The following is a 21625-nucleotide window of genomic DNA, read 5'->3' as shown; positions in this document are numbered from 1 at the left end:
CTCTCTAAATCATATCTTTATTTAGCTGTATTTTCTTTTTTGAATGCAATTCAAATATTATTGATTTGCTTGTTTTTCGTGTATCAATGAAACCTGAGGCTTGCTCTATGGGGACATACATTGCGTAAATGAATCTATCAAAAAGAATTAATTCTAAGTATTTTATGAAACTATCCACATCAAATTTGGATAACGTGATGTTTTCTAAATCACGTGAAGAAGATATTTCAATCTTCATTTCATTTAAATTTGATGACTCAAAGGATATTAAAGTTTCTGTATTAAGTGGGAGATTAGTCGAAACTCTTAACTCTTCAAAGTCGTCACTATAGTATTTATTCTCGAGAAGATCAAGGAACTGCTGGATTAGTAGAAATATTTCATTATTAAATCGCAACAAAAATGCATTTTTAGAGTCAAACCTATTCTTGTTTTTTCCATCTAATATAATTGGCTTTCCATTGCGGTTCTTAGGAATTAGGAATTTATATAACTCTAACTTGGAGATAGAGGGGAGGTGTTTTAATAGGTTATATTTTAGAATTAGTTTATATGAATTTTCACCATAATAAGAATGAGAGTTGTAATATAAAGCAAGTAATTCATTCTCACTTAACTGTGAGCGTAATATCTTGATATAAATAAATTTCTCTTCATCGCCAATTTCAGAATCATCAATAGTTTTTATGATTCTATAGACAAGTCTGAAGTAATGAGTTAATTCTTCTTTTCTTGAATAGAAGACGCTTAAGTATATATCGTTTGAAGCTCGGTAGTCACTGATTGGTTGAATGCTGCCAAGTGCTTGCGAATAAAGCTCGCGTTTAAGCTCTTTAAAGTAACTACCTTTTGAACAGCTATTATTTAGTTCGCTCACTACAGTGTTATACAAATCAAGGAGTGAAAAGTAAATAGAATCAAGCCGTTGTTGCATAAGTGTTTTAGATTGTTCTTTGAAAACATTTCTAGACTGTTTTAGCTCGTCTCTTTGTAAAGAAAACTCTTGTCGTTGTAGTCTAAACTCATCTGATTGGGTTTTTAATGCATCTACTTGCTTATCCAAAGCGACTCTATTCGTTTGAAAGTCCTTTCGTTGCTCTTTTAATGCATTATAAAAAAGCAATACTCCGCATAATGACCAAACAGATCCCAACACCCCACCAACAAAATCACCAAAAGTACCAAATTTTCCATCATCTATCGGTGCTGAAATAGAGTAATTATTTTCCCAAAGGAACAGCACAAGTAGTGGTATTAGTATTAATAGCATCCACAGCGCTAGATTATATATTATTTCTGCTGTTTTATTTTGAGACATGTGTCTAATTATTTCCTTGTAAAGCTCTGGCTAAAAGCTTACTGTAAAAAGTAAATTCTTTATTTATAAAAACGGTTCAAGTAGGATTGATCTTTCTATTCTGTTTCGAACAAAGCTTTTTTAATAGCTATATGTTCTTTAAATGATATTGGAGTAAATTGACAAAGTCAGCCAATAACTACTACATTCTTCGCGCTTAAATTAAACGAGTTATTACTATATAGTGACTAATATCACTTGCTTCTATAGCTCGTTGTTCGTCAGTATTACTATTAGAATCAAAGCTTTCAAACCGTGTCTATATATCTTTTGAAATTTCCTATAGCGCAGGAAATAACTGATAGGATACGATTTTTTGTTGTTTAGCTAAGATGAAAGTATTTACTTTACCTTTGGAGGATATTTTGACTTCTTTTTCCTTACTGGGCAAGAGCAACTACACATATTTTGAAGCTTTTGGTGACAGACAAATAAGGGTATCAACTATAATAGATAGCGTAGAAACTATAACTAAAGCCAATTTAGGCTAGTGACGAAGTCGTGCCAAATCAAACCCATATCAGCACAGAATCAAGAATCCAACAAACAAAAAAGCCATCAAAACAAAGTTTTGATGGCTTTTCATTTCGCTATTTGGTGGAGCTGGGGGGATTTGAACCCCCGTCCGGAAAGCGTCGACCTTCGGTCCTACATGCTTAGTATCGTCTATTGGTTAACCTTTAAATCTCGGACGAACACGATAAGTAAAGGCGAGGCCGCTTAGTTTTAGCCCTTCAACCCCGGCCAGGGTTTCCGTAGCGATCTTATGTAGGGTGACACTCCAGAACCAGAACCATAAGCATTTCTTGGAGGAGTGCTAGCGGGCTATTATGCCGCTAGAGCGTAGTTATCGTCGTTTGCGATTACTTTAAATACGGCTTTTTTACGAGGCCAGCCGCACCTCGACATGCACCTAAGGCTTCATGAATCCCGTCGAATCCTAATCAGCCCCTGAATGTGTTATTCAGTTTAGAGACGCCAGTATAGCGCAGCGAGGGGAGGTTGAACAAGGAACTTTTTCAGGTAACTCATTAAATATGAATTGCTTGGGTGATTATTGTACAAAGTGCATTTACAATCGTTTATAATTTGTGTGCTAATGTGGACATATATTGCTTAACATTGTTGCATTGTTGTGCTCAAATGGCTTAGTTACGTTGTCAATAACAAAGTGGATTTGTTTTCGTAGGAATTAAGTCGATGTCGTTGTTTCGTTATGATAAAGATATGGGTGCGGTGTATTTACTCTCTCATCCATCAGAATCTGGTTTCCCAGCGAGTGCTTCTCAGCTGGTTGAATTGCTTGAGCAATCTGAATTTGCCGATTTTGATATTATCCACGCAAACATCGGTAAACTGTTCACCAGTCAAGACTCCGACAACGAATCCCTCGTTATAGCCATGGCCATTGGCGCCGAAATCTCTATCCGTGTTGATGATAATAATATGATTGCTGAGGCAACCATAGTGACCGCCCGTGGTGGCAATATGATCTCCATGGACGTGGCCGAACAAGCATTAAAAGACGCGGGTGTGAAACATGGTATTAACAAAACCGTGCTTGAGCAGTTTCTAGCGCAACAATTAGAATTACCAGCTGGTGAAGTCTATAAAACCATTGTCGCCCATGGCCGTCGTGCGAAAAATGGCGATGATGCCAAATTTGTGCGCTTGTGTATGACAGCGCAGGACAGAGTGCTCAGTCCTCAGGCTAAAGAAGGTGGCAAGGTCGATATGCGTGACCTTGGTGCCATTATTACCGTTAAACCCGGTGCACCATTGATGAAGCGTATTCCGCCCACTAAAGGCGAAACGGGTTATACGGTATTCGGTGATGTGCTTGAGCCAAAACCGGGTCGCGATTTTGATATGCAGGTGCTTGAAGGCACTAAGCTTGACGAAAATGATCCAAATATTTTAGTTGCTGACTCTAAAGGTGTACCGGTGGCGGTGCCACGTGGTATGCGCGTTGATGACGTTTTGTGTTATCAAGATGTGGATGTAAGCACCGGTCATATTGAATTTGATGGCAGCGTGATTGTCAGCGGTGACGTAAAAGATGGCATGCGTATTAAAGCCACCGGTGATGTGACCGTGATAGGTTTTGTGGAATGTGCTCAGATTGAAAGCGCAGGCGCTGTGACCATCATTCAAGGGGCAATTGGCAGAAAGCGCGCCGATAATGACGAGTTCTCGTGTAGTATCAAATCGGCACGAACGGTGTCGATTGGTTATGCGCAATACAGTCATATTGAAACACAGCAAGACTTATTTGTTGAACGTCAGGCGTTGCACTGCGATTTGTCAGCAGGGCGTTTAATCCGTATTGGTAAGGGTGAGAATCCCAGAGGTAAGTTGATAGGTGGTAATGTACTTAATGCATTGCGCCTTGAAACGGGCGAGTTGGGCGCTCCGTCGGGTACGCGTACGCGTATCGCCATTGCACAAAATTGGTTTGAACTAAAAGAAAAGCAAAAAGAATTTAGAAGCTTTGAAAAACGTTTGACTGAAAAGGTTATGGAGCTGTCCAAGGCTAAAGCCAAAGCAACCAAATCGCCGCAATCTAGTAAGCGTGATGAGTTTTTGAAAAAACTCGAAGCGAGCGAGAAACAGCTCGATCTCCACTACAAGCGTAATCAGCGTAATATCCGAATCATCCAGCAAAAGTTAGCGCGTCTGTTGCATTCGTGTCGCGTTAAGGTCAATGAATTAATGCATCCGGGCATTGAAGTGACCATTGCCAAAGACTCCAAACAATTCACTCGTATTTATCCGCCGCACATGGTCAGGTTAGACGAAGGAAAAATCACTCAGCAGTTTAATCTGTAATAATTTTATTGAGTTACTCCTGCTAAAGTACACGCGTATTTACACCCTTGCTCAAGGGAAGTGCTTACTAACCAAAACAATAGGGTTTTGGTGCTCTGTTCATATCTTCATATTTCTCCTTATTTGTTGTTAGGTCATTATTTGGTCATTTTATATTTTTAGACTAAATTTATGGGTAAAGGTTGACACCGGTGTCAACGATATGCGTTAATACAGTGACACCGGTGTCAGGTTGGGGTGAGAGACAACCTGATAGCGTACCTTTGAACGGGTAAATCAAAATGTGCTCAGTGCAAGGATTGGAGTGGAGTCTTTAATCGCGCTGAGCCTTTTTCCTCTAACCTATATAGAGAATGAGTCGAATATATGTTGCATCCTCGAGTTAAAGAAGTTACCGAACGTGTTATTGAGCGTAGCCAAAAAACACGTCACGCCTATTTAGACCGCATCGAAAAAGCAAAAAAACAAACGCGCGTTAGAGCAGGCTTAGGATGCGGCAACATTGCCCACGTAATGGCGGCATGTTCTAGTGATGACAAAGCACGTTTAAAAGCCGACGAGCAGCCAAACCTTGCGATCATCAATTCGTACAACGATATGTTGTCAGCGCACGTCCCTTATAAAGAGTATCCAGATTTAATTAAACAGATTGCACAAAAGTATGATGCCACAGCACAGGTTGCAGGTGGCGTGCCTGCGATGTGTGATGGTGTTACCCAAGGCCGTGATGGCATGGAATTATCGCTGTTTTCACGCGATGTTATCGCTATGTCTACCGCAGTAGCCTTATCACACGATGTGTTTGACGGCGTATTTTGTCTAGGTGTGTGTGACAAGATTGTCCCAGGACTGTTGATCGGTGCGTTGTCGTTCGGTCACTTGCCTGTGTATTTCTTGCCAGCAGGGCCAATGCAGTCGGGCATTCCAAACAAAGAAAAAGCGCGTGTTCGTCAAAAGTTTGCGCAAGGCTTGGTAAGCCGTGAAGAACTGCTTGAGGCTGAAAGTGCGTCTTATCACAGTGCGGGTACTTGTACGTTCTACGGCACGGCAAACTCAAACCAAATGTTGATGGAAATCATGGGTCTACACTTACCGGGTAGCTCATTCATCAACCCATACACCGAATTAAGAGACGGCCTAACGGGCAATGCGGTTGAGCGCATGTTACAGCAGCTTATTGACAGCAAAGACGCCAATTGTTTAGCGGATGTGGTCAGCGAGAAAACCGTGATTAACGGTTTAGTTGGATTGCTAGCGACAGGTGGTTCAACCAACCATGCCATTCACTTGGTTGCGATGGCTAAAGCGGCTGGCGTACAAATCACGTGGAAAGACATGGCTGACTTGTCTGAAGTGGTGCCACTTCTTGCACGTATTTATCCAAACGGTTCAGCGGATGTGAATCATTTTCAAGCGGCTGGCGGTATGGGCTTTTTAATGCGTGAATTGCGCGATGCTGGGTTCTTACACAACGACGTAAAAACCATTGTAGGTGAAGGGCTTGATGCTTATACCCAAGAGCCAGTATTAGCAACCGATGCGAACTTAATCATTACCGACAGCAACGGACCAAGCAAAGTGAAGTGGATCCCAGTGCCAGAAAAGTCACTGGATGAAGAAGTACTTCGCCCAGTAAACAATCCGTTTAGTAAGCAAGGCGGTTTGCAGTTGTTGACGGGGAACATAGGTAAAGCAGTGATTAAAGTATCGGCTGTGTTAGAGCAACACCGCGTGGTAAGTGCTCCAGCCAAAGTGTTCAGTTCGCAAGGCGCGTTGCAAGAAGCATTTGCCAATGGTGAGCTTAATCAAGATTTTATCGCCGTTATAAAAGAGCAGGGTCCGAAAGCGAAGGGCATGCCTGAGCTACATAAACTAACACCGGTTATGGCAACGCTACAAGACCAAGGCTTTAAAGTGGCGATTGTGACTGACGGTCGTATGTCAGGGGCGTCGGGTAAAGTACCCGCGGCTATTCACTTAGCGCCAGAGGCGGTGGAAGGTGGATTGATTGCCAAAATTAAAGACGGCGACTTAATCACATTGGATGCGCCGGCGGGTGTTTTAAAAGTACACGTATCTGACGAAGAACTTGCAAATCGCGAAGCGCAATTAACACAGCCTGAGATGACTTATGGCACGGGTCGCGAATTGTTCAATGGATTTAGAAATATTGTTAGCAGTGCAGACCTAGGTGCAAGCGCCTTTGGTCTAGAAGAATAACAGCGCATTGGGAATGAGGAAGGTTATGAGCATAGAGAAGATTTTATCATCGGCACCGGTAGTCCCTGTGGTTGTCATCGACAACCTAGAAGATGCCGCGCCGCTAGCGCAAGCTTTATATAAAGGTGGTTTAAAAGCATTAGAAATCACCTTGCGTACACCGGTTGCTGCGCAAGCGGTAAAAATTATGAAAGAAACCGTGCCAGATGCCTACGTAGGCACAGGTACTGTGGTCGATAGAGCCACTTTTGAAGCATCGGTTGCAGCAGGCGCTGATTTTATGGTTAGCCCAGGAGTAAACGACGAGTTATTGGCGCTGGCCAAAGAGTCTGACATTCCATTTTTACCTGGCGCTGCAACACCAAGTGAAGTGATGAACCTTGCTTCTCACGGTTTCAAGTTTCTTAAGTTCTTCCCTGCTGAAGCCGCAGGTGGTACAGCAATGTTGAAATCGATTGGTGGCCCTTTACCGCAGGTAACGTTTTGCCCAACTGGGGGGATCACGCTAGAGAGCGCGCCAAAATATTTGGCATTGAACAATGTAATTTGCGTTGGCGGCACCTGGATGTTGGACAAACAGCTTATCGCTAACAAAGACTGGCAAGCCATTGAAGCGCTTGCAAAACAAGCAAGTGAAGTTAAATAATCAAGGGGAATCGCAGCATGATCAACATCGCAATTAATGGCTATGGCCGTATCGGTCGCAATGTTTTACGAGCGCTTTATGAGTCAGGCCAAAATGAACAAATCAAAATCGTTGCTATCAACGATTTAGCACCAGCTAATGTAAACGCCCACCTGACTCAGTTCGATTCAGTACACGGCCGTTTCAACCAAACAGTAGACTTGCATGACAACACGCTGGTTGTTGGCAGTGATGAAATTACCTTAACGCAAGAGCGTGACCCTGCAAACTTGCCTTGGAAAGAACTAAACGTTGATATCGTTTTAGAGTGTACGGGCTTGTTCACATCAAGAGAAGCGGCGGCGAAACACATTGAAGCCGGCGCGAAGAAGGTGATTGTATCTGCACCTGGCACAGACATGGATGCAACCGTAGTACATGGTGTAAACAGCGACGTGCTAAATGCACAGAGCAACATCATTTCTAATGCCTCATGTACGACTAACTGTTTAGCACCTGTTGCAAAAGCGTTGAACGATGTCATTGGTATCGAACAAGGCAGCATGACAACGATTCACGCTTACACCAATGATCAAAATCTAAGTGACGTTTATCACCCAGATTTATATCGTGCTCGTAGTGCGACTCAGTCGATGATCCCAACGAAAACGGGGGCGGCTAAAGCGGTCGGTTTGGTATTGCCTGAGCTTGCAGGTAAGTTAGATGGTATGGCGGTACGCGTACCAACCATCAACGTATCTTTGGTTGATTTAACCTTTATTGCTAAACGCGAGACAACCATTGAAGAAGTGAATCAGGTTGTTAAGGCTGCATCTGAAGGTGCCATGGCCGGTATTTTGGAGTACAACGAATTACCATTGGTTTCTATCGACTTTAACCACAATCCAGCGTCGTCAGTGTTTGACGCAACGCAAACTAAAGCCGATGGCAAACTCGTTAAAGTGATGGCTTGGTATGATAACGAATGGGGTTTCTCAAACCGCATGTTAGACCAAGTAAAAGCGTTGGGTCAGTTCTTGTAATATCCCACACGCTAGTCATTATATTAAAGAGCCGCTGTATAGCGGCTTTTTAATTTGCCTATTACATGGTAGCATCCGCGGCCGTTTCTCTTTTGCCTTAAAGCCTATGAATCAGTTATCGCGTATAAGCATGTTGCTGTGCTTAATTATTATTTTGTATACATTAACAGGTTGTAAAAGCTCGGCTGTTGCTCCTGTGAGCAACGAAGAGCACGATGAGAAATTCACTTTACTCATACAGCAATACAAAAAAAGTAGTGACGCAGTAAGCTACAAAGAGTTGTTTAATGCTTACTTGTCTACGAGTTTTATCAATATGTCGGCTAAATTAGATGCTCAGTATTTACAGCAAATGGAGACCATTAGTTTAGACCCCACGCTAGAGTGCGATGATTTCATCGATTGGCAACGGTATACCGTCAATAATTTTTTCTCGGTCAAACCACATCTTTCAGCGGCATCCTGTTATGAATCAATTGGCGATTTAGAACAAGCTCAATACCATGCTCAAACAGCAGAATTTCTGATAGAAGGAATTAAAAGTAGTGGTTCTGGAGAGCAATATTACTCTTCTTATGAGGTGGTTCTATGGGATGATGCGTATGATTTCATAGAGTTGTCTGAATTTGAAGTTATTGATGTGTATGCAAAATCAGGCGACCAATACCAAAGTGCTTATCTCATCTTTGTGGTCAATGACAGGTCAAGTGGTCAGCAGAGGGAAATAATTTTTGAAAATAATCGTGTTGTTCATAGGTTGCTAGATATCCCTTATCCTTTTGCAGCACTTAACAATAGCATAGAAACAAAGCTAGTAGAGCCGCTTATAGAAATTTCATCGGCAATGAAAATGCTAAAGGCAGGCACTTTTGCATCGCGCGGAGAATGGCATAAGGCTGCTTCGTTCTTTAGCGAAGTTGCCCAGCAGCAAAGCGCAGTAGCGAACTATAAGCTGAGCTTGTTGTGTTTAAAAGGGGTGGCAGCAGATGTTATGACGCAAGAGTGTAGCCAATACGCGTTACAAAGTGCTGATATGGGTTACCTCAATGGTCATGCGCTGTTGTCTATTATGTACGACCATGGACTTAGTGTTAGCAAAAATGCCAGGCTAGCTGATTGGCACCGACAAGCGGCAATACAAGGTAGTACAGCAGGGCAAGTTTGGTATGAACAAGCTGCGACAGTCAGATTAATAGATGGGCAGTTCACTAACTATTATTTGGCTAAGGCCGCTTCTTTGGGGCATTTAGGAGCGCAGTATGAAATGCTAATCCAAGATACTCGCGATGATGAAAATAAAATACCAAAAAGGCTGCAAGGTCTATTACCGCTGGCAGAGCAAGGTTATGTACAAGCTCAAACTATGTTAGGGAGAATGCTCGTCCAACATGGCAGTCATGATTCTGAACAATTATTACAGGCAAAATATTGGATTGATAAAGCCGCTGAATCTGGTGAACCGAGTGCACACTACTTGAAAGGTCAAGCGATGCAGTATGGCTACTTTTCAGAAAAAAACCTTACTGAAGCCTATAAGCACTACGAAAAGGCGGCATATCAGTTTCACCCATATGCACAATGGAAACTTGGCGAATACTATTTATCATCTAAGACGCCGCTTATTGGGGTGGCTTGGAATGGTATGTGTGCGTTAGCTAAGATTGCTGGTTGTCAATATAGCTTAGGAATGTTTTACAAAAATAACCTTCTCGCTTACGAAAAAGCATATGCGTACTTTAACTTGGCGGCACAACAGGCTCACGCTAAAAGTGAGTATGAATTGGCTTATATGTATGAGCGAGGGCTGGGTGTAAAAATAGATATTAGCAAGGCAAGAGCGCTATATCAGCGCTCGTGTAAGCAAAATTATACAAAGGCATGCAAGGCGTTGAATAACCTATAAGCACAAGCAGCCGAATGTCTTATGCGGGGTTGTTCGTTGTTGATTCGCTCTCCTCTACCACTGGCAACGGCCAGCCACCTAGCTCTTGCCACCTATTAACGATATGGCAAAATAGCTCAGCAGTGCGCTCAGTATCATATAAAGCTGAGTGTGCTTGCGCGTTGTCAAACTCAATACCTGCCGTGCGACAGGCCTTGGCAAGTACAGTTTGTCCAAGTGCAAGGCCGGCCAGTGACGTTGTATCAAAACTAACGAACGGATGAAAAGGTGTGCGTTTGATGTTGTTACGCTCGATAGCGGCATTTAAAAAGCCATGATCGAATGCGGCATTATGGGCCACTACCACTGAGCGCGAACAGCCCGCTGCTTTTTGCGCCTTTCTCACCATTTTACAGATTTCTTTAATCGCATCAGCTTCTACGACTGCTCCACGAAGCGCAGAGAACGGGTCTATTCCATTAAACTCTATGGCAGATTGTTCAATATTGGCGCCTTCAAAAGGCTCAACATGAAAGTGTAAAGTTTGATCTAAACTAAGGATGCCTTGCTCGTCCATTTTTAAGGTGGTAACGGCGATTTCTAACAAAGCATCAGTATCTTTATTAAAGCCTGCGGTTTCTACGTCGATAACTACAGGAAAGAAGCCACGAAAACGTTGTGAGTATAGAGTTTGCTCTTGATCTGCCATAATCTTATTGGTTGCTAAATTTGAGCCGCCCATTATACAAGGTGCATCAAAATATGCGAATCAGAGTTTGTGGGGATGACTGAGTTATGGGCATAATTATTGCATTTCAAGAACACAGTAGTGACGCCATAGCAATAAATTGGCAAAGCGGAGTAGAGCGGTGAGTATACGGGTTAATATTTTTGGAGTTGGAGTACTGATGGTTGTGATGAGTCAGCCGCAGGCGGCAATGCGGCAATATAGCGCCGATGCTGACTCATCTCATTGGGCAGTTGATAAGAAAGCGCGGCTCGAGTGTAGTCTAAACCATGAAGTACCTTACTATGGTGAAGCGGTTTTTAGTGTGACTGCCAGCAAAAATAAAGATCTAACCTTTAACCTCGATATGGTAGTACGTCCGGAGACGTATGCATTTGCTGGCTTGCAATCGGTTCCGCCAGTGTGGCGACCCGGTGTGCCTGCCCGTGATATCGGCCAGATGCAGCTACTGAAAAAATTTGATGGTGAACTGGATAATGTGTTGTCTTGGGAAATGCTCAGCGAATTAGAGAAAGGGTATTTTCCCACTTTTCATTATAAGGACTGGCAAAACAGCCAAGACCAGATCTCAGTGGCTTTATCATCCGTCAATTTTAAGCAGGCCTATTGGGCATTTTTACAGTGTAGAGACAACCTATTACCTTATAGTTTTGAAGATATTTCGTTTACGGTAATGAACTATAAGAAGAATTCTAGCGAACTGACTAAGTCTTCACGCAAGCGTTTGGACATGATAGGTGAGTATCTCAATAATGATCCAAACATCGAATCTATTTATATTTCGGCCTACACAGACAGTCACGGTGGGCGCTGGCCTAACTTGGAGCTGTCTCGCAAACGCGCAGAGGCAATCAAGGAATATATTACTGCAAAAGGTGTCGCCGCAGAGCGTATCGTGACCGAAGGGTTGGGTGAAAAGCGCCATGTGGCACCCAATGACAATGAGATTGGCCGAAATCGTAACCGCCGTGTGGTCATTCAAATCTCTCGACCTTAAAGGTTTCGGGTTACTCGACAATTGAACAACGCCGCTGATAAAGCGGCGTTGTTCATTTTAAGTGGTTAAATCTTATTACGAATGAGATCGCGTACAATAAACCGGTTTGGGTGGATCGCTTGATGAACGCGCTCGCTGTATGGGCGAGGCTCATTACATAAACTGGCTACTAAATGCTCGGTTGCCAGTGGCGCTGTACACAAACCTCGTGCACCAAACCCAGTGACAATATGAAGACCTGTATGTGGTTGTTGAGGCGCTGTAAAGCCATAGTGTTTACCTTTGCGCAAATTTGCAAAAGCTGTCATCAAATCTTGATTATCAGGTACTTGCCCTAGCATAGGAATATGATCCGCAAAACAGCAACGAACCGCCGCCTTGGCACCGCTTATTTCCCCGAGAGTTTTGGCGAAGTCACAATCGCCATAGAATTTATTCAGCTGTGCACGATTACTGTGATCGTCTTGTTCAGTCACCCTGCGGCTTTTGCTGTTCTTTTCAAATGTCGCACCCATACAATGCAACCCGTCATTGGCAGGGGTAAAGTAACCTTTGTGACATAGCACAGTTTGCAATTGAGATGAGTACTCGCTGGCTCGAACATGAGACACCTGACCGCGTACCCCTTGAATAGGGATGTCTTGAGTTTGCGCAAATCTGTCACTGTGTTCACCAGCACAGACAAAAACATCACTGAATGGACCAAATGACGCATTGGATGTGTGCAACAACCACCCCTCATCCGTTTTTTCAAGGCGTTCAACATCGGTGTTAAAGTGGCTTTGACATTGTCCTGTCTGTTTAGCCGCCTCATATATTGCCTGAGTAAGCTGAGCAGGATTAACCCATCCCGCTTGTTCGATATACAGCCCTGAGTATGGCAGCGTCACCCCCGCAATATCGCTGGCTTGCTCCGCCGTTACACTGCGGATCAGTGCCTCGGGCCAATTGTATTTCTCTACCAAGTTTTGTTGCTGTGCTTGTTTTGCGTCACTGACGGCTTGTAGTAACACACCACACCAATCATGGTCGAAATGAAAGCCCAAAGATGCAATATGTTGATAAAAGCGCTTTGCATATAAAAAGCTATGAGCGTAAAACTCGCTAGGTGGTGTGTTGTCAGCCTGTAGGTTAGGGTAAATCGCACCTTGGCGGTTGTGAGATGCGCCCTTGGCCAATGCGTTATCTTGGCACAGCAGTGTGCTGTGTATATTACGCTTACTTAGTTGATAAGCAAGGCAAGCGCTGGCGATACCGCCACCAATGATTGCTACTTGGCTAAGTTGTGATGGGGTCGTTGCGTAATAATCGGGCGTACTGGCGTAGCGATTGGCCGCGGCAAGTGTACCAACGACCATTTCTCTTTTGCGACCATAGCCTTTTACTTTCTTGCACTCGAAGCCCGCTTGTTGCAGCCCTCGGCGCACAAAACCAGCTGCGGTAAAGGTTGCGAAAGTGGCATTGCTGCGACTGAGATTTGCCATGGCATCAAATAATGATTGCTGCCACATATCGGGATTTTTGCTTGGTGCAAAGCCATCTAAAAACCAAGCATCTACAAGGGCCGTATCTTGGCAGCTAATACTTGGTAGTGAATCATGCACATCACCAAACCACAGATCGAGGGTAATATTGCCATTATCAAACTCTAATCGATGACAACCAGCCAACGCCATTGGGTACTGAGCACAAAGTTGTTCAGCGTAGGTGCTTAAGGTTGGCCATGCCGCAAGCGCTTTGACCAAATCATTGTGACTGATTGGAAATTTCTCAAAGGAAATAAAATGTAACCTTGGTAACTCATACTGGCTTTGCAAAGCATCGTATTGTTGCCAAGCATTGAGAAAATTTAGACCCGTACCAAAGCCTGTTTCGGCAATAACAAAGTGTTTTTGATCATGTTTGGTTAAGCGTTCCGCGATATGATTCTGGGTGAAAAACACATAATGAGACTCAGCGAGTCCGTCATCATTCGAAAAGTAAACATCGTCGAAGTTGTCGGCTACAGGCGTACCCAACTCGTTAAAGTGAATTTGTGCGTTTTGGATCATAAAGCAACGAGAAAATTAAAACTTTGCCGTATTTTACGCGTTTTATCGTGCTACGTCCGTTGTAATTTGTGCTAATTTAATTCAGAGTACGTGTGTACGCTGGAAAGCTGACCACTTTGTCATTGATTTCAGCGTAGAATAAACGCAATTAAGTAAAGACTAAGGGAATTTACCCATGAGAAGAGCCGTAATTACGGGGATCGGTGTTGTTTCTAGCATCGGCAACAACAAGCAAGAAGTATTGGAATCTTTGAAGGCAGGCAAGAGTGGCATTGCGTTCAACCAAGAGTTTGCTGACTATAAATTACGCAGTAACGTTTCTGGAAATATTGATATCGATGTAAAGCAGTTTGTTGATCGTAAGGCACATCGTTTTATGGGTGATGCGGCGGCATACTCTTACATTTCAATGGCGCAGGCGATTGAAGACTCAGGTTTGACTCAAGAACAGGTTTCAAATGAGCGCACCGGTCTGATTGTTGGTTCCGGTGGTGGCTCATCAAAATATCAGGTTGAAGCAGCTGACATCCTACGTGAGAAGGGTGTAAAACGCGTTGGACCTTATATGGTACCTCGTACCATGGCCAGCACAGCATCAGCGTGTTTAGCGACACCTTTTCAAATCAAGGGTGTTAACTATTCAATCAGCTCTGCGTGCGCAACATCTGCACACTGTATTGGTAACGCAGTTGAACAAATTCAACTAGGTAAGCAAGACGTGATCTTCGCCGGTGGTGGTGAAGAGCTACATTGGACTCTGGCGATGGAGTTTGATGCTATGGGTGCACTGTCAACTAAATACAATGATACACCTGAAAAAGCCTCTCGTACCTACGATGCTAACCGTGATGGTTTCGTTATTTCAGGCGGTGGCGGCATTGTGGTTGTTGAAGAACTTGAGCATGCTTTGGCTCGTGGCGCACATATTTATGCTGAGATAGTAGGCTACGGTGCCACTTCAGATGGTTACGACATGGTTGCACCATCAGGTGAGGGCGCAGTGCGTTGTATGAAGCAGGCTTTGGCTGGCGTTGAAGGTCCTGTGGATTACCTAAATACACACGGCACTTCAACACCCGTGGGTGATGTAAAAGAGCTTGGTGCGATTCAGGAGCTATTCGGCGACAAATCACCTGCTATCAGCGCAACAAAAGCAATGACAGGACATGCTTTGGGTGCTGCAGGTGTGCATGAAGCAATTTACTCATTACTGATGTTGGAAAATAACTTCGTAGCACCATCAATCAACATTGATGAGTTGGACGAACAAGCAAAAGGCTTGGATATTGTGACAGAACGTCGTGATGTCGAGTTGCATACTGTGATGTCAAATAGCTTCGGATTTGGTGGCACAAACGCGACACTAGTAATGCAAAAATATAAAGGCTAAGTCTTGAACTTTGTCTTGGAGCCTCGCATTTGCGGGGCTTTTTATTACGCGTTAGAAAACCGGTGCTGACAATAAAAAAGCCTCTAATCAGAGGCTTTTTTATCTATCTGGCTTTATGTTTCATTAAGCGTTCTTTTTCACGAGACCAGTCTTTCTCTTTGGTATCAGCACGTTTATCATGCATCTTCTTACCTTTGGCCAAGTGGAACTCTAATTTTACCCAGCATTTTTTCCAGTACATAGCCGTGGCAATAAGAGAGTAACCCTCACGCTCAGTTGCACCAACGAGACGATCAATTTCACGTTTGTTGAGCAATAATTTGCGATATCTCATTGGATCGCAAATCACATGTGTAGAAGCGCTATTTAGTGGTTGAATTTGACTGCCTAATAGAAACGCTTCACCATCTTTTAGGTGAATATAAGTGTCGGAAATGTTGACCTTACCAGCTCGGATACTTTTTACTTCCCAGCCTTGTAGTTCAATACCCGCTTCGAATTTATCGTTTAAAAAATACTCATGACGCGCTTTTTTGTTTAACGCGATGGTATTGCTTGTTGATTTTGATGATTTTTTCTTTGCCATAATGGCCTAGTTTACCTAGAAAAGAGAATAGAAAACAGCGCTTTTTTTATTTTGCAGGTTATTTTCCCTTAGCGGGGGGTCACATACAAGATAAATCTTAAAAAGCTTGCTAAAATCGGCGCAAATGAATTGGAGTACCTATGCCACAAATAGAAAAAACCGCGTTGGTGATGTATAGCACCCAAGAGATGTTTGATTTAGTTAACGATGTTGATGCTTATCCAGCTTTTTTACCGAATTGCTCTGATGCAAAAATACTTCAAGCCAATGAACAGAGTATGACGGCCAGCTTAGAAATATCTAAAGCAGGGTTGAAGAAATGGTTTACCACGAAAAACAGTTTTGATGGGATGACTGTACATATGCAGTTAGTTGAAGGTCCATTTAAATCTTTACATGGCCATTGGCAATTTACGGAGCTGGATGATCAGGCGTGTAAAGTCAGTTTGAAGTTAGAATTTGAATTCGCGAACAAGTTGATAGAAATGGCGTTTGGCAAGGTATTTAACGAAGTAGCAAAGAGCATGGTTGCTGCATTCACGCAACGCGCTAAAACGGTATATGGGGCCAGATAATGATTAAAGTTGAAGTGGTATATGCCATTCCACATAAAGCAACATGTATACAAGTCGATGTGGCTGAAGGCACTTCTGCCGAACAAGTTGTGATGCAGTCAGGTATTTTAGAAAAATGCCCTGAAATTGATGCAACTAACCTAACTCTTGGTATTTGGAATAGAACGGTAAAGAACCATCAAGTGGTAAGAGAAGGTGATCGTATAGAGATTTACCGTCCCTTGATAGCTGATCCTAAGGACGCTAGACGTCGTAGAGCTGAAAAGGCAAAAGAAGAAGGGCGTGCGAATAAGATAACAGGTGGTCGGCCCTTAAGTTAGCGGTATTTTCCAGCTTGAGCTGGATGCGGTAAGTGATAGTCATTAAAAAAGGGCGGAGTCGCCCTTTTTAGTTGATTAGTGTGTGTTTACTGGTCAAGTGGAATATTGAACGATTCAGGCTCGTCAAAATCACCAGTGATTTTTGTCAGCTTATCGCCATCGAAGTGTACTGTAAGCGATTTGCGTTGCTCTGATTCGCGGTCAATATTGAATACATAAGCGTAATGCCATGTTTGGTCGTTAAAAGCGTCTTTAGCGATAGGGCTACCTAGGACGAACAACACTTGCTCGCGAGTCATGTTGACACGTAGTTTATCTACATCTGACTGCTCTAAAAAGTTACCTTGTGGCACATTGATGCGGTATACCCAGCTTGAACAACCAGATAACATCACAGTAATTACAACAGCACTGAGCCATACAGAAAGGGATTTATTAGACAGCATGTATTTGTGTATCCTTATTTTGTGTTATTTGCATGATACTGATTAAGCGCAGAAGGTAAAGCTTCTTGTGGAACTTCGACCATACATGCAGGAAAAAGTTTCTCCATAGTAGGTATTTTGACATGGTGACAGAGCCAAAAAACACCAGAAAGTGGTTTGTTTATATTGTTGAAACAAAATTTGGTCATTGGTATACCGGCATTACCACAGATGTTGCGAAGCGATTTGACGCTCATAGTGCAGGGACTGGCGCTAAAAACCTCAAGGGAAAGGGACCATTGACGCTAGTTTTTAGCCACCCAGTGGGTGATAAGAGCGAAGCCAGCAAACTGGAGTGGCAAATTAAAAAGTTGTCAAAAGCACAAAAAGTTCAGCTGGTACAGTCCAAGGGGCAGTCAAGTAACGCGACCATAAAGTCGCTGATGAAATTGACCACGTGCTGATACTTTTCAAAATCTATTTGCTCGATTGTATCTTTGACACTGTGATGGTTTTTATCTTCCCCCATGCCAAAATATAAATAGGGCAGTCCCGCTCTGTGGAAGGCATAGTGATCGCTGGCTTTGAGCCAGTCGACACGTTCGGTGCCAACCAGCCTACGCATTCTTTGTGGTGAACTAGCGAGTTTTAATTTGAAGTCATGGGCTTTTAAGCTTGCCAGCACCTCGACGTATGGTTTAGCTGTGCGCGAATGCATCACATAAAGGGTACTTTTTTGGTTCAGAGCCAACATATCTAGGTTAATGTTGAGCGCATACTCCTGCTTATTCATCTTACTAGTATAATACTTAGCGCCGTGCAGCCCTTTTTCTTCAGCATCGGTGGCCAATAAGATAACAGGATAAAAACGCTTTGCGTCTTTTAGATGCTGTGCCACGGCCAATAATGCCGCTGTGCCCGAGGCGTTATCATTCGCACCAGCGTAGATTTTATTACCTTTGGTACCTAAATGATCATAATGTGCCGAAACAACGATGGCTTTGCCACAGGGTTGGGCATTGCAAGGGAGCTTTGCGACAACGTTATGGCCGATGGCTTGTGCGCTGAAGCCAATTTTGAATGAAAAGCGTTGATACTCAGTTTGTAATCCCAGTTGTTGGAATCTTTCATAGATAAATTGCGCACTGATGTTGGGCTTATCGCTGCCAGCACTTCTACCCGCATGTGCGGGACTGGTGAGTGTTACTAGGTCATCAAAGAGTTGCTGCGACATCGCCAAAGGCGATGCGCAACACAATACAATGGCGCTAATTTTTAGCCACAGCTTGTAACCACTGTAACTTGCCTTGATAACGGTGACGGTCATGGTCAAACTCAGAAAGCTCATAAGCTTTTGATAAATAATGCTTTGCACGTTCAAGGTCATCTCTCAAATAATATACTTTGGCCATGCCAAAATAACTGTCGTGTAAATTGTGATCAAGCTTTTTAGCTCTACGGAAGAATGAAAGGGCTTCGGAGTATTGCTGTGCATTAATCGCTTCATTACCTTTAACTATGAGGTAATAAGGGTTATTTTTGCGTTTCTCTTCAAGGCGGGCAATAATTTTTTCACCTTCATCCGAGCGATCAGTGAGTTTATAGAGTACGGCGAGATTGCCCAGTACATTATTGTTTTCTGGATTGAGCGCTAGTGCTTGCTCGTAAGCTTGTTCAGCTTGTTGATGAAAACCTGCTACGCGGTATAGGATCCCCAAATTACCCCATGCGCCAGAATATTCAGGGTCCGCGTTGACAGAGGCAGATAAGTAGCTATAGGCTTTATCATGATCGCCATTGACCAGAGCCATTGCGCCCTTGTTGCTATAAAACATTGCTAAAATGCGTTGCTTGCTGATGTTGGAAGTACTAAACGCTTGTCTGCGACTGTTAGGGTCAAAGTCAATAACTATCGACTTTGGTCGTGTATATAAAATGTGGCTGTTTTCTACACTGCGATTTGTTTCTGACACAACCAAGTTTACATGACCCGTTAGTAAACTGTAGCCACGGCTTTGATCCCAATATTCAGGAATATGAACGCGCTGAAATTGCGCATTAAATCCTAAGTGCTCCGCGAGGCTATACGCCAGAATTGATAACGACAGGCAGTTAGCATTCAAATTGTAGTAGGCCTGTGATGCCGTTAAGTTTGCGTCAGATTGATACGCTAAAGACGATTCACCATTATCAACGAGAAACTGCATCAGCGCTTTGGTCTGTTCTAGTTGAGGCGTTCCACTTTTAAAAAACAGGGTTAATTGTGATGTGATTTTCGAGTCCAGTTGAAACACATCATGTTCGGATTCAACCGCTATACGTTTGAACGTGCTATTGAGTGCGATGCTCTGATCAATCGACACCGAACTTTGTGTGCTGTTACAGCCTGTTAGTGTCAGCGCACTCAACAAGGCCGCAAGGCACAGAGTTTGTCTAAATATTGGCATAACATATTTCCTGATACAGCTACATTTTTATAGCATAGTTGATATTTCAAGCCGTTTGACAGTTTAAGCGTTACAAATTATTTCGCTTGCTACCAAAGAAGACCGTTGCTAAACGATAAATATTTCAGGTTTGCAAATGTTATAGTGTTGTACTGGAGGGGAGAGGAGTTTGGCGGCCTTTATGACCGCCAATTCAGTAGACTATTGTTGCTCAAAGCTGGCAACTAAGTCGTCTAGAGATTTTGCAGAGCCAGCGAGTGCTTGAATCGCATGTTCTGTATTTAGCTGTGCACTTGTCACTTCATCACTAATGGTACTGATGTGTTCAATACTGCGTCCCACATCGGCAACAACATTACTTTGTTGCTCAGTGGCTGCGGCGATAAGCGTAGTCATATCATTGATTTGGTTAGCCGCCTCAGTAACATCAGACATTAATTCTACAGAGGTTTGCATGCTCTCGACGCTTTGCTCAGCCTGCTGTTTGGACTGATTGATTTGCGCCACAATAGCGTCTGACGTTTGGGTCAGTTCACTGATAGTGGCTTGTATTTCATCGGTTGACTTTGAAGTTCTGCTCGCGAGGGCGCGAACTTCATCGGCGACAACAGCGAATCCTCGGCCATGCTCTCCAGCTCGGGCTGATTCTATGGCAGCGTTCAGTGCCAACAAGTTAGTTTGTTCTGAGATACTACGAATTGCATCAACGATATTGGCGATTGACTGTGTTTTCTGAACGAGGGTTTCAACTTCATGTGCGGTGGCATCAATATCACCAGCCAGTGTTTGCAGAATTTGCTGGCTCTGTTGAACTCGCTGATGGCTTTGCTCAGATGACGCTTTACCTTGTTCGGTCAGTTTTGCCGAGTTATTTGCACTGCCGGCAATCTCTTGCACGGTAGCACCCATCTCATTGATAGCAGCGGCAACGCTAATGGTCTGAGACTTCTGCTCGTCCAATGCTTTTGAGTTTTTGATACTTTGCTCAAACACTTGTTCACTGGCTGTGCGAATATCGCGGCTCTCACTGGCCACCATTTTGATTGCAGATTCAATTTTTGAGATAAACTCGTTAAACCCATCAGCCAAAGCTTGCAGCTCGGGCTGATTGGACTGTGGAACTCGATAGTGAAGTTTAGCGTCACCACTACCTAAACGCGCGAATAGTTGTGCCATATTAGACAATGGCGCGCTGAGGTTTTTTGCCATCAACAAACTGATAAAACTGGCGATAACGGCTGTGATCAGTGAAAACAGAATAATCTGTCCTTGCAGGGCGTTTATTTCGTCAAATACTTCTTTAGAGGGGACTTGCGCGATGACGTACAAGTCGGTTTGCTCAATTGGGCTTGCCGCTACGATGGTATCGCGGCCATCAATGACAAAGGTGCTGGACGAAAATGCTCTACTAGTTAACAACAGGCTGTTGGCATTACGACCATAAAAATCATTTAGGTTAGACTTAGCGACCTTAGATGCATCAGGATGAAGTTGTACCTGGCCTTGTGAGTTCACTACGTATACAAAACCGGTTTTTTCTATTTTCATTTCGCTTAGCATACGCTGCATATCATCAATACTTTTGGCCAGCCCTGCTAAGCCAATGCCATTTGTTTGCTGATATTAACAAACATTTTTACATCACCAGGTGCTTCCTGGAAGATACTAATTGAGAACGGTTCTGCGCTTTGGGTAAAACCAAAAAACCAACCGTCTTGTTGCTGGTTAAGCACCCGTAAAAAACCATCTTGGTTCCAATACTGTGCACTTTGGCGGTTCGCCCAAGATGCTGTCACTAAGTCGTATTGCCTAGCGATACGTTTAAGTTCATCAACCAGCATTGCTTCATTCAATGTTCCTTGTTTTGCCATCTCAACAATGAACTGATTGCTAGAGAGTTGTTGTGCAGCACTTTTTAGTTGCAATATTTGTTGTGCTATTGATTTATTAATACTCTCTACTTTGCTTGGTAGTTCCGACTCCAACATCCTTTTTTCAGTCATGGTCTTGGCACTGTAAATCGCAGTGGCGCCAATAACGCTGGCAACAATAATTGCGATTAAGCTACCCAGTAGGGTGATCCTTTGAGTGATAGATAAGTTATACATCCGCATTTAATTACACTTTTTA

17 protein-coding genes, 1 other RNA gene and 1 pseudogene are annotated in these 21625 nt (G+C 43.3%); 10 read left to right on the top strand and 9 right to left on the bottom strand.

From position 1 onward, the window contains the following. Positions 1 to 4 precede the first annotated feature (4 nt). Positions 5 to 1318: a putative phage abortive infection protein gene (locus C2M32_RS12385; protein WP_105168685.1), complete on the bottom strand. Its 1314-nt coding sequence runs from the start codon at positions 1316 to 1318 to the stop codon at positions 5 to 7. Between the two features lie 634 nt (positions 1319 to 1952). Continuing rightward, positions 1953 to 2309: a transfer-messenger RNA gene (gene ssrA, locus C2M32_RS12380) on the bottom strand. A 248-nt stretch (positions 2310 to 2557) separates the two neighbouring features. On the opposite strand from ssrA, the gene C2M32_RS12375 reads away from it, so the two are divergent. The 5 genes from C2M32_RS12375 to C2M32_RS12355 all read left to right on the top strand — a co-directional run bounded on the left by C2M32_RS12375 (position 2558) and on the right by C2M32_RS12355 (position 9977). Further along, the gene (locus tag C2M32_RS12375) at positions 2558 to 4186 is read left to right on the top strand and encodes a DUF342 domain-containing protein (protein ID WP_105168684.1); all 1629 of its coding nucleotides are present in this window, start codon (positions 2558 to 2560) and stop codon (positions 4184 to 4186) included. A gap of 366 nt (positions 4187 to 4552) precedes the next feature. Beyond that, a complete protein-coding gene (edd, locus tag C2M32_RS12370; RefSeq protein WP_105168683.1) occupies positions 4553 to 6406 on the top strand; it encodes a phosphogluconate dehydratase in 1854 nt (617 codons plus the stop codon). Between the two features lie 25 nt (positions 6407 to 6431). Further along, on the top strand, positions 6432 to 7052 hold the full coding sequence (eda, locus tag C2M32_RS12365; RefSeq protein WP_105168682.1) for a bifunctional 4-hydroxy-2-oxoglutarate aldolase/2-dehydro-3-deoxy-phosphogluconate aldolase: 621 nt from the start codon (positions 6432 to 6434) through the stop codon (positions 7050 to 7052). A gap of 17 nt (positions 7053 to 7069) precedes the next feature. Beyond that, the gene (gene gap, locus C2M32_RS12360; protein ID WP_105168681.1) at positions 7070 to 8074 is read left to right on the top strand and encodes a type I glyceraldehyde-3-phosphate dehydrogenase; all 1005 of its coding nucleotides are present in this window, start codon (positions 7070 to 7072) and stop codon (positions 8072 to 8074) included. 106 nt (positions 8075 to 8180) lie between these two features. Next, positions 8181 to 9977, top strand: coding sequence for a tetratricopeptide repeat protein (locus C2M32_RS12355; protein WP_105168680.1), 1797 nt, complete (start codon positions 8181 to 8183; stop codon positions 9975 to 9977). Between the two features lie 19 nt (positions 9978 to 9996). Here the strand turns inward: C2M32_RS12355 and rnt are convergent, their stop codons facing one another. After that, positions 9997 to 10665 (bottom strand): ribonuclease T, encoded by a 669-nt coding sequence (rnt, locus tag C2M32_RS12350; RefSeq protein WP_105169295.1) that lies wholly within the window; start codon positions 10663 to 10665, stop codon positions 9997 to 9999. Between the two features lie 199 nt (positions 10666 to 10864). On the opposite strand from rnt, the gene C2M32_RS12345 reads away from it, so the two are divergent. Next, positions 10865 to 11701: an OmpA family protein gene (locus C2M32_RS12345; RefSeq protein ID WP_105168679.1), complete on the top strand. Its 837-nt coding sequence runs from the start codon at positions 10865 to 10867 to the stop codon at positions 11699 to 11701. Between the two features lie 65 nt (positions 11702 to 11766). On the opposite strand, the gene mnmC is transcribed toward C2M32_RS12345, so the two are convergent. Next, positions 11767 to 13752 (bottom strand): bifunctional tRNA (5-methylaminomethyl-2-thiouridine)(34)-methyltransferase MnmD/FAD-dependent 5-carboxymethylaminomethyl-2-thiouridine(34) oxidoreductase MnmC, encoded by a 1986-nt coding sequence (mnmC, locus tag C2M32_RS12340; protein ID WP_105168678.1) that lies wholly within the window; start codon positions 13750 to 13752, stop codon positions 11767 to 11769. A 175-nt stretch (positions 13753 to 13927) separates the two neighbouring features. On the opposite strand from mnmC, the gene fabB reads away from it, so the two are divergent. Beyond that, entirely contained in the window at positions 13928 to 15142 is a 1215-nt protein-coding gene (gene fabB, locus C2M32_RS12335; RefSeq protein WP_105168677.1) for a beta-ketoacyl-ACP synthase I, read from the top strand. Positions 15143 to 15245: 103 nt separating this feature from the next. Here the strand turns inward: fabB and smpB are convergent, their stop codons facing one another. After that, positions 15246 to 15728: an SsrA-binding protein SmpB gene (gene smpB, locus C2M32_RS12330; RefSeq protein WP_070984725.1), complete on the bottom strand. Its 483-nt coding sequence runs from the start codon at positions 15726 to 15728 to the stop codon at positions 15246 to 15248. Positions 15729 to 15868: 140 nt separating this feature from the next. Between smpB and C2M32_RS12325 the strand changes: the two genes are divergently transcribed. Together C2M32_RS12325 and C2M32_RS12320 are read left to right on the top strand one after the other, a co-directional pair. Continuing rightward, on the top strand, positions 15869 to 16303 hold the full coding sequence (locus C2M32_RS12325) for a type II toxin-antitoxin system RatA family toxin (protein WP_070991484.1): 435 nt from the start codon (positions 15869 to 15871) through the stop codon (positions 16301 to 16303). Beyond that, positions 16303 to 16623, top strand: coding sequence for an RnfH family protein (locus tag C2M32_RS12320; RefSeq protein ID WP_105168676.1), 321 nt, complete (start codon positions 16303 to 16305; stop codon positions 16621 to 16623). The genes C2M32_RS12325 and C2M32_RS12320 overlap by 1 nt, the downstream gene beginning before the upstream one ends. An 86-nt stretch (positions 16624 to 16709) precedes the next feature. Here C2M32_RS12320 and C2M32_RS12315 read toward each other — a convergent pair whose 3' ends face one another. Next, positions 16710 to 17069, bottom strand: a complete 360-nt coding sequence (locus C2M32_RS12315) for an outer membrane protein assembly factor BamE (protein WP_105168675.1) — start codon at positions 17067 to 17069, stop codon at positions 16710 to 16712. 122 nt (positions 17070 to 17191) lie between these two features. Here C2M32_RS12315 and C2M32_RS12310 point away from each other — a divergent pair, with 122 nt between their 5' ends. Continuing rightward, the gene (locus C2M32_RS12310; RefSeq protein WP_105168674.1) at positions 17192 to 17512 is read left to right on the top strand and encodes a GIY-YIG nuclease family protein; all 321 of its coding nucleotides are present in this window, start codon (positions 17192 to 17194) and stop codon (positions 17510 to 17512) included. Here the strand turns inward: C2M32_RS12310 and C2M32_RS12305 are convergent. The 3 genes and pseudogenes from C2M32_RS12305 to C2M32_RS12295 form a co-directional block, all read right to left on the bottom strand. Beyond that, complete coding sequence (locus tag C2M32_RS12305) at positions 17440 to 18375, bottom strand: M28 family peptidase (RefSeq protein ID WP_234401288.1); 936 nt, start codon at positions 18373 to 18375, stop codon at positions 17440 to 17442. The two genes, C2M32_RS12310 and C2M32_RS12305, sit on opposite strands and share 73 nt — an antisense overlap. Continuing rightward, positions 18317 to 19495, bottom strand: coding sequence for a tetratricopeptide repeat protein (locus C2M32_RS12300; RefSeq protein WP_105168673.1), 1179 nt, complete (start codon positions 19493 to 19495; stop codon positions 18317 to 18319). Before C2M32_RS12300 ends, C2M32_RS12305 begins: the two co-directional genes overlap by 59 nt. A gap of 201 nt (positions 19496 to 19696) precedes the next feature. Beyond that, positions 19697 to 21609: pseudogene (locus C2M32_RS12295) on the bottom strand (methyl-accepting chemotaxis protein). Positions 21610 to 21625 lie beyond the last annotated feature (16 nt).

This window comes from Pseudoalteromonas sp. T1lg23B, from assembly GCF_002964665.1.
GTDB lineage: Bacteria > Pseudomonadota > Gammaproteobacteria > Enterobacterales > Alteromonadaceae > Pseudoalteromonas.
The sequence above is the reverse complement of the archived record's forward strand: the minus strand, read 5'-3'. Positions and strand labels throughout refer to the sequence as shown.

What these genes read in the sequence shown, in the direction of transcription:
- C2M32_RS12385 (WP_105168685.1), bottom strand. Translation starts at nt 1,318, where the DNA reads ATGTCTCAAAATAAAACAGCAGAAATAATATATAATCTAGCGCTGTGG.
- C2M32_RS12375 (WP_105168684.1), top strand. Translation starts at nt 2,558, where the DNA reads ATGTCGTTGTTTCGTTATGATAAAGATATGGGTGCGGTGTATTTACTC.
- edd (WP_105168683.1), top strand. Translation starts at nt 4,553, where the DNA reads ATGTTGCATCCTCGAGTTAAAGAAGTTACCGAACGTGTTATTGAGCGT.
- eda (WP_105168682.1), top strand. Translation starts at nt 6,432, where the DNA reads ATGAGCATAGAGAAGATTTTATCATCGGCACCGGTAGTCCCTGTGGTT.
- gap (WP_105168681.1), top strand. Translation starts at nt 7,070, where the DNA reads ATGATCAACATCGCAATTAATGGCTATGGCCGTATCGGTCGCAATGTT.
- C2M32_RS12355 (WP_105168680.1), top strand. Translation starts at nt 8,181, where the DNA reads ATGAATCAGTTATCGCGTATAAGCATGTTGCTGTGCTTAATTATTATT.
- rnt (WP_105169295.1), bottom strand. Translation starts at nt 10,665, where the DNA reads ATGGCAGATCAAGAGCAAACTCTATACTCACAACGTTTTCGTGGCTTC.
- C2M32_RS12345 (WP_105168679.1), top strand. Translation starts at nt 10,865, where the DNA reads ATGGTTGTGATGAGTCAGCCGCAGGCGGCAATGCGGCAATATAGCGCC.
- mnmC (WP_105168678.1), bottom strand. Translation starts at nt 13,752, where the DNA reads ATGATCCAAAACGCACAAATTCACTTTAACGAGTTGGGTACGCCTGTA.
- fabB (WP_105168677.1), top strand. Translation starts at nt 13,928, where the DNA reads ATGAGAAGAGCCGTAATTACGGGGATCGGTGTTGTTTCTAGCATCGGC.
- smpB (WP_070984725.1), bottom strand. Translation starts at nt 15,728, where the DNA reads ATGGCAAAGAAAAAATCATCAAAATCAACAAGCAATACCATCGCGTTA.
- C2M32_RS12325 (WP_070991484.1), top strand. Translation starts at nt 15,869, where the DNA reads ATGCCACAAATAGAAAAAACCGCGTTGGTGATGTATAGCACCCAAGAG.
- C2M32_RS12320 (WP_105168676.1), top strand. Translation starts at nt 16,303, where the DNA reads ATGATTAAAGTTGAAGTGGTATATGCCATTCCACATAAAGCAACATGT.
- C2M32_RS12315 (WP_105168675.1), bottom strand. Translation starts at nt 17,069, where the DNA reads ATGCTGTCTAATAAATCCCTTTCTGTATGGCTCAGTGCTGTTGTAATT.
- C2M32_RS12310 (WP_105168674.1), top strand. Translation starts at nt 17,192, where the DNA reads ATGGTGACAGAGCCAAAAAACACCAGAAAGTGGTTTGTTTATATTGTT.
- C2M32_RS12305 (WP_234401288.1), bottom strand. Translation starts at nt 18,375, where the DNA reads ATGACCGTCACCGTTATCAAGGCAAGTTACAGTGGTTACAAGCTGTGG.
- C2M32_RS12300 (WP_105168673.1), bottom strand. Translation starts at nt 19,495, where the DNA reads ATGCCAATATTTAGACAAACTCTGTGCCTTGCGGCCTTGTTGAGTGCG.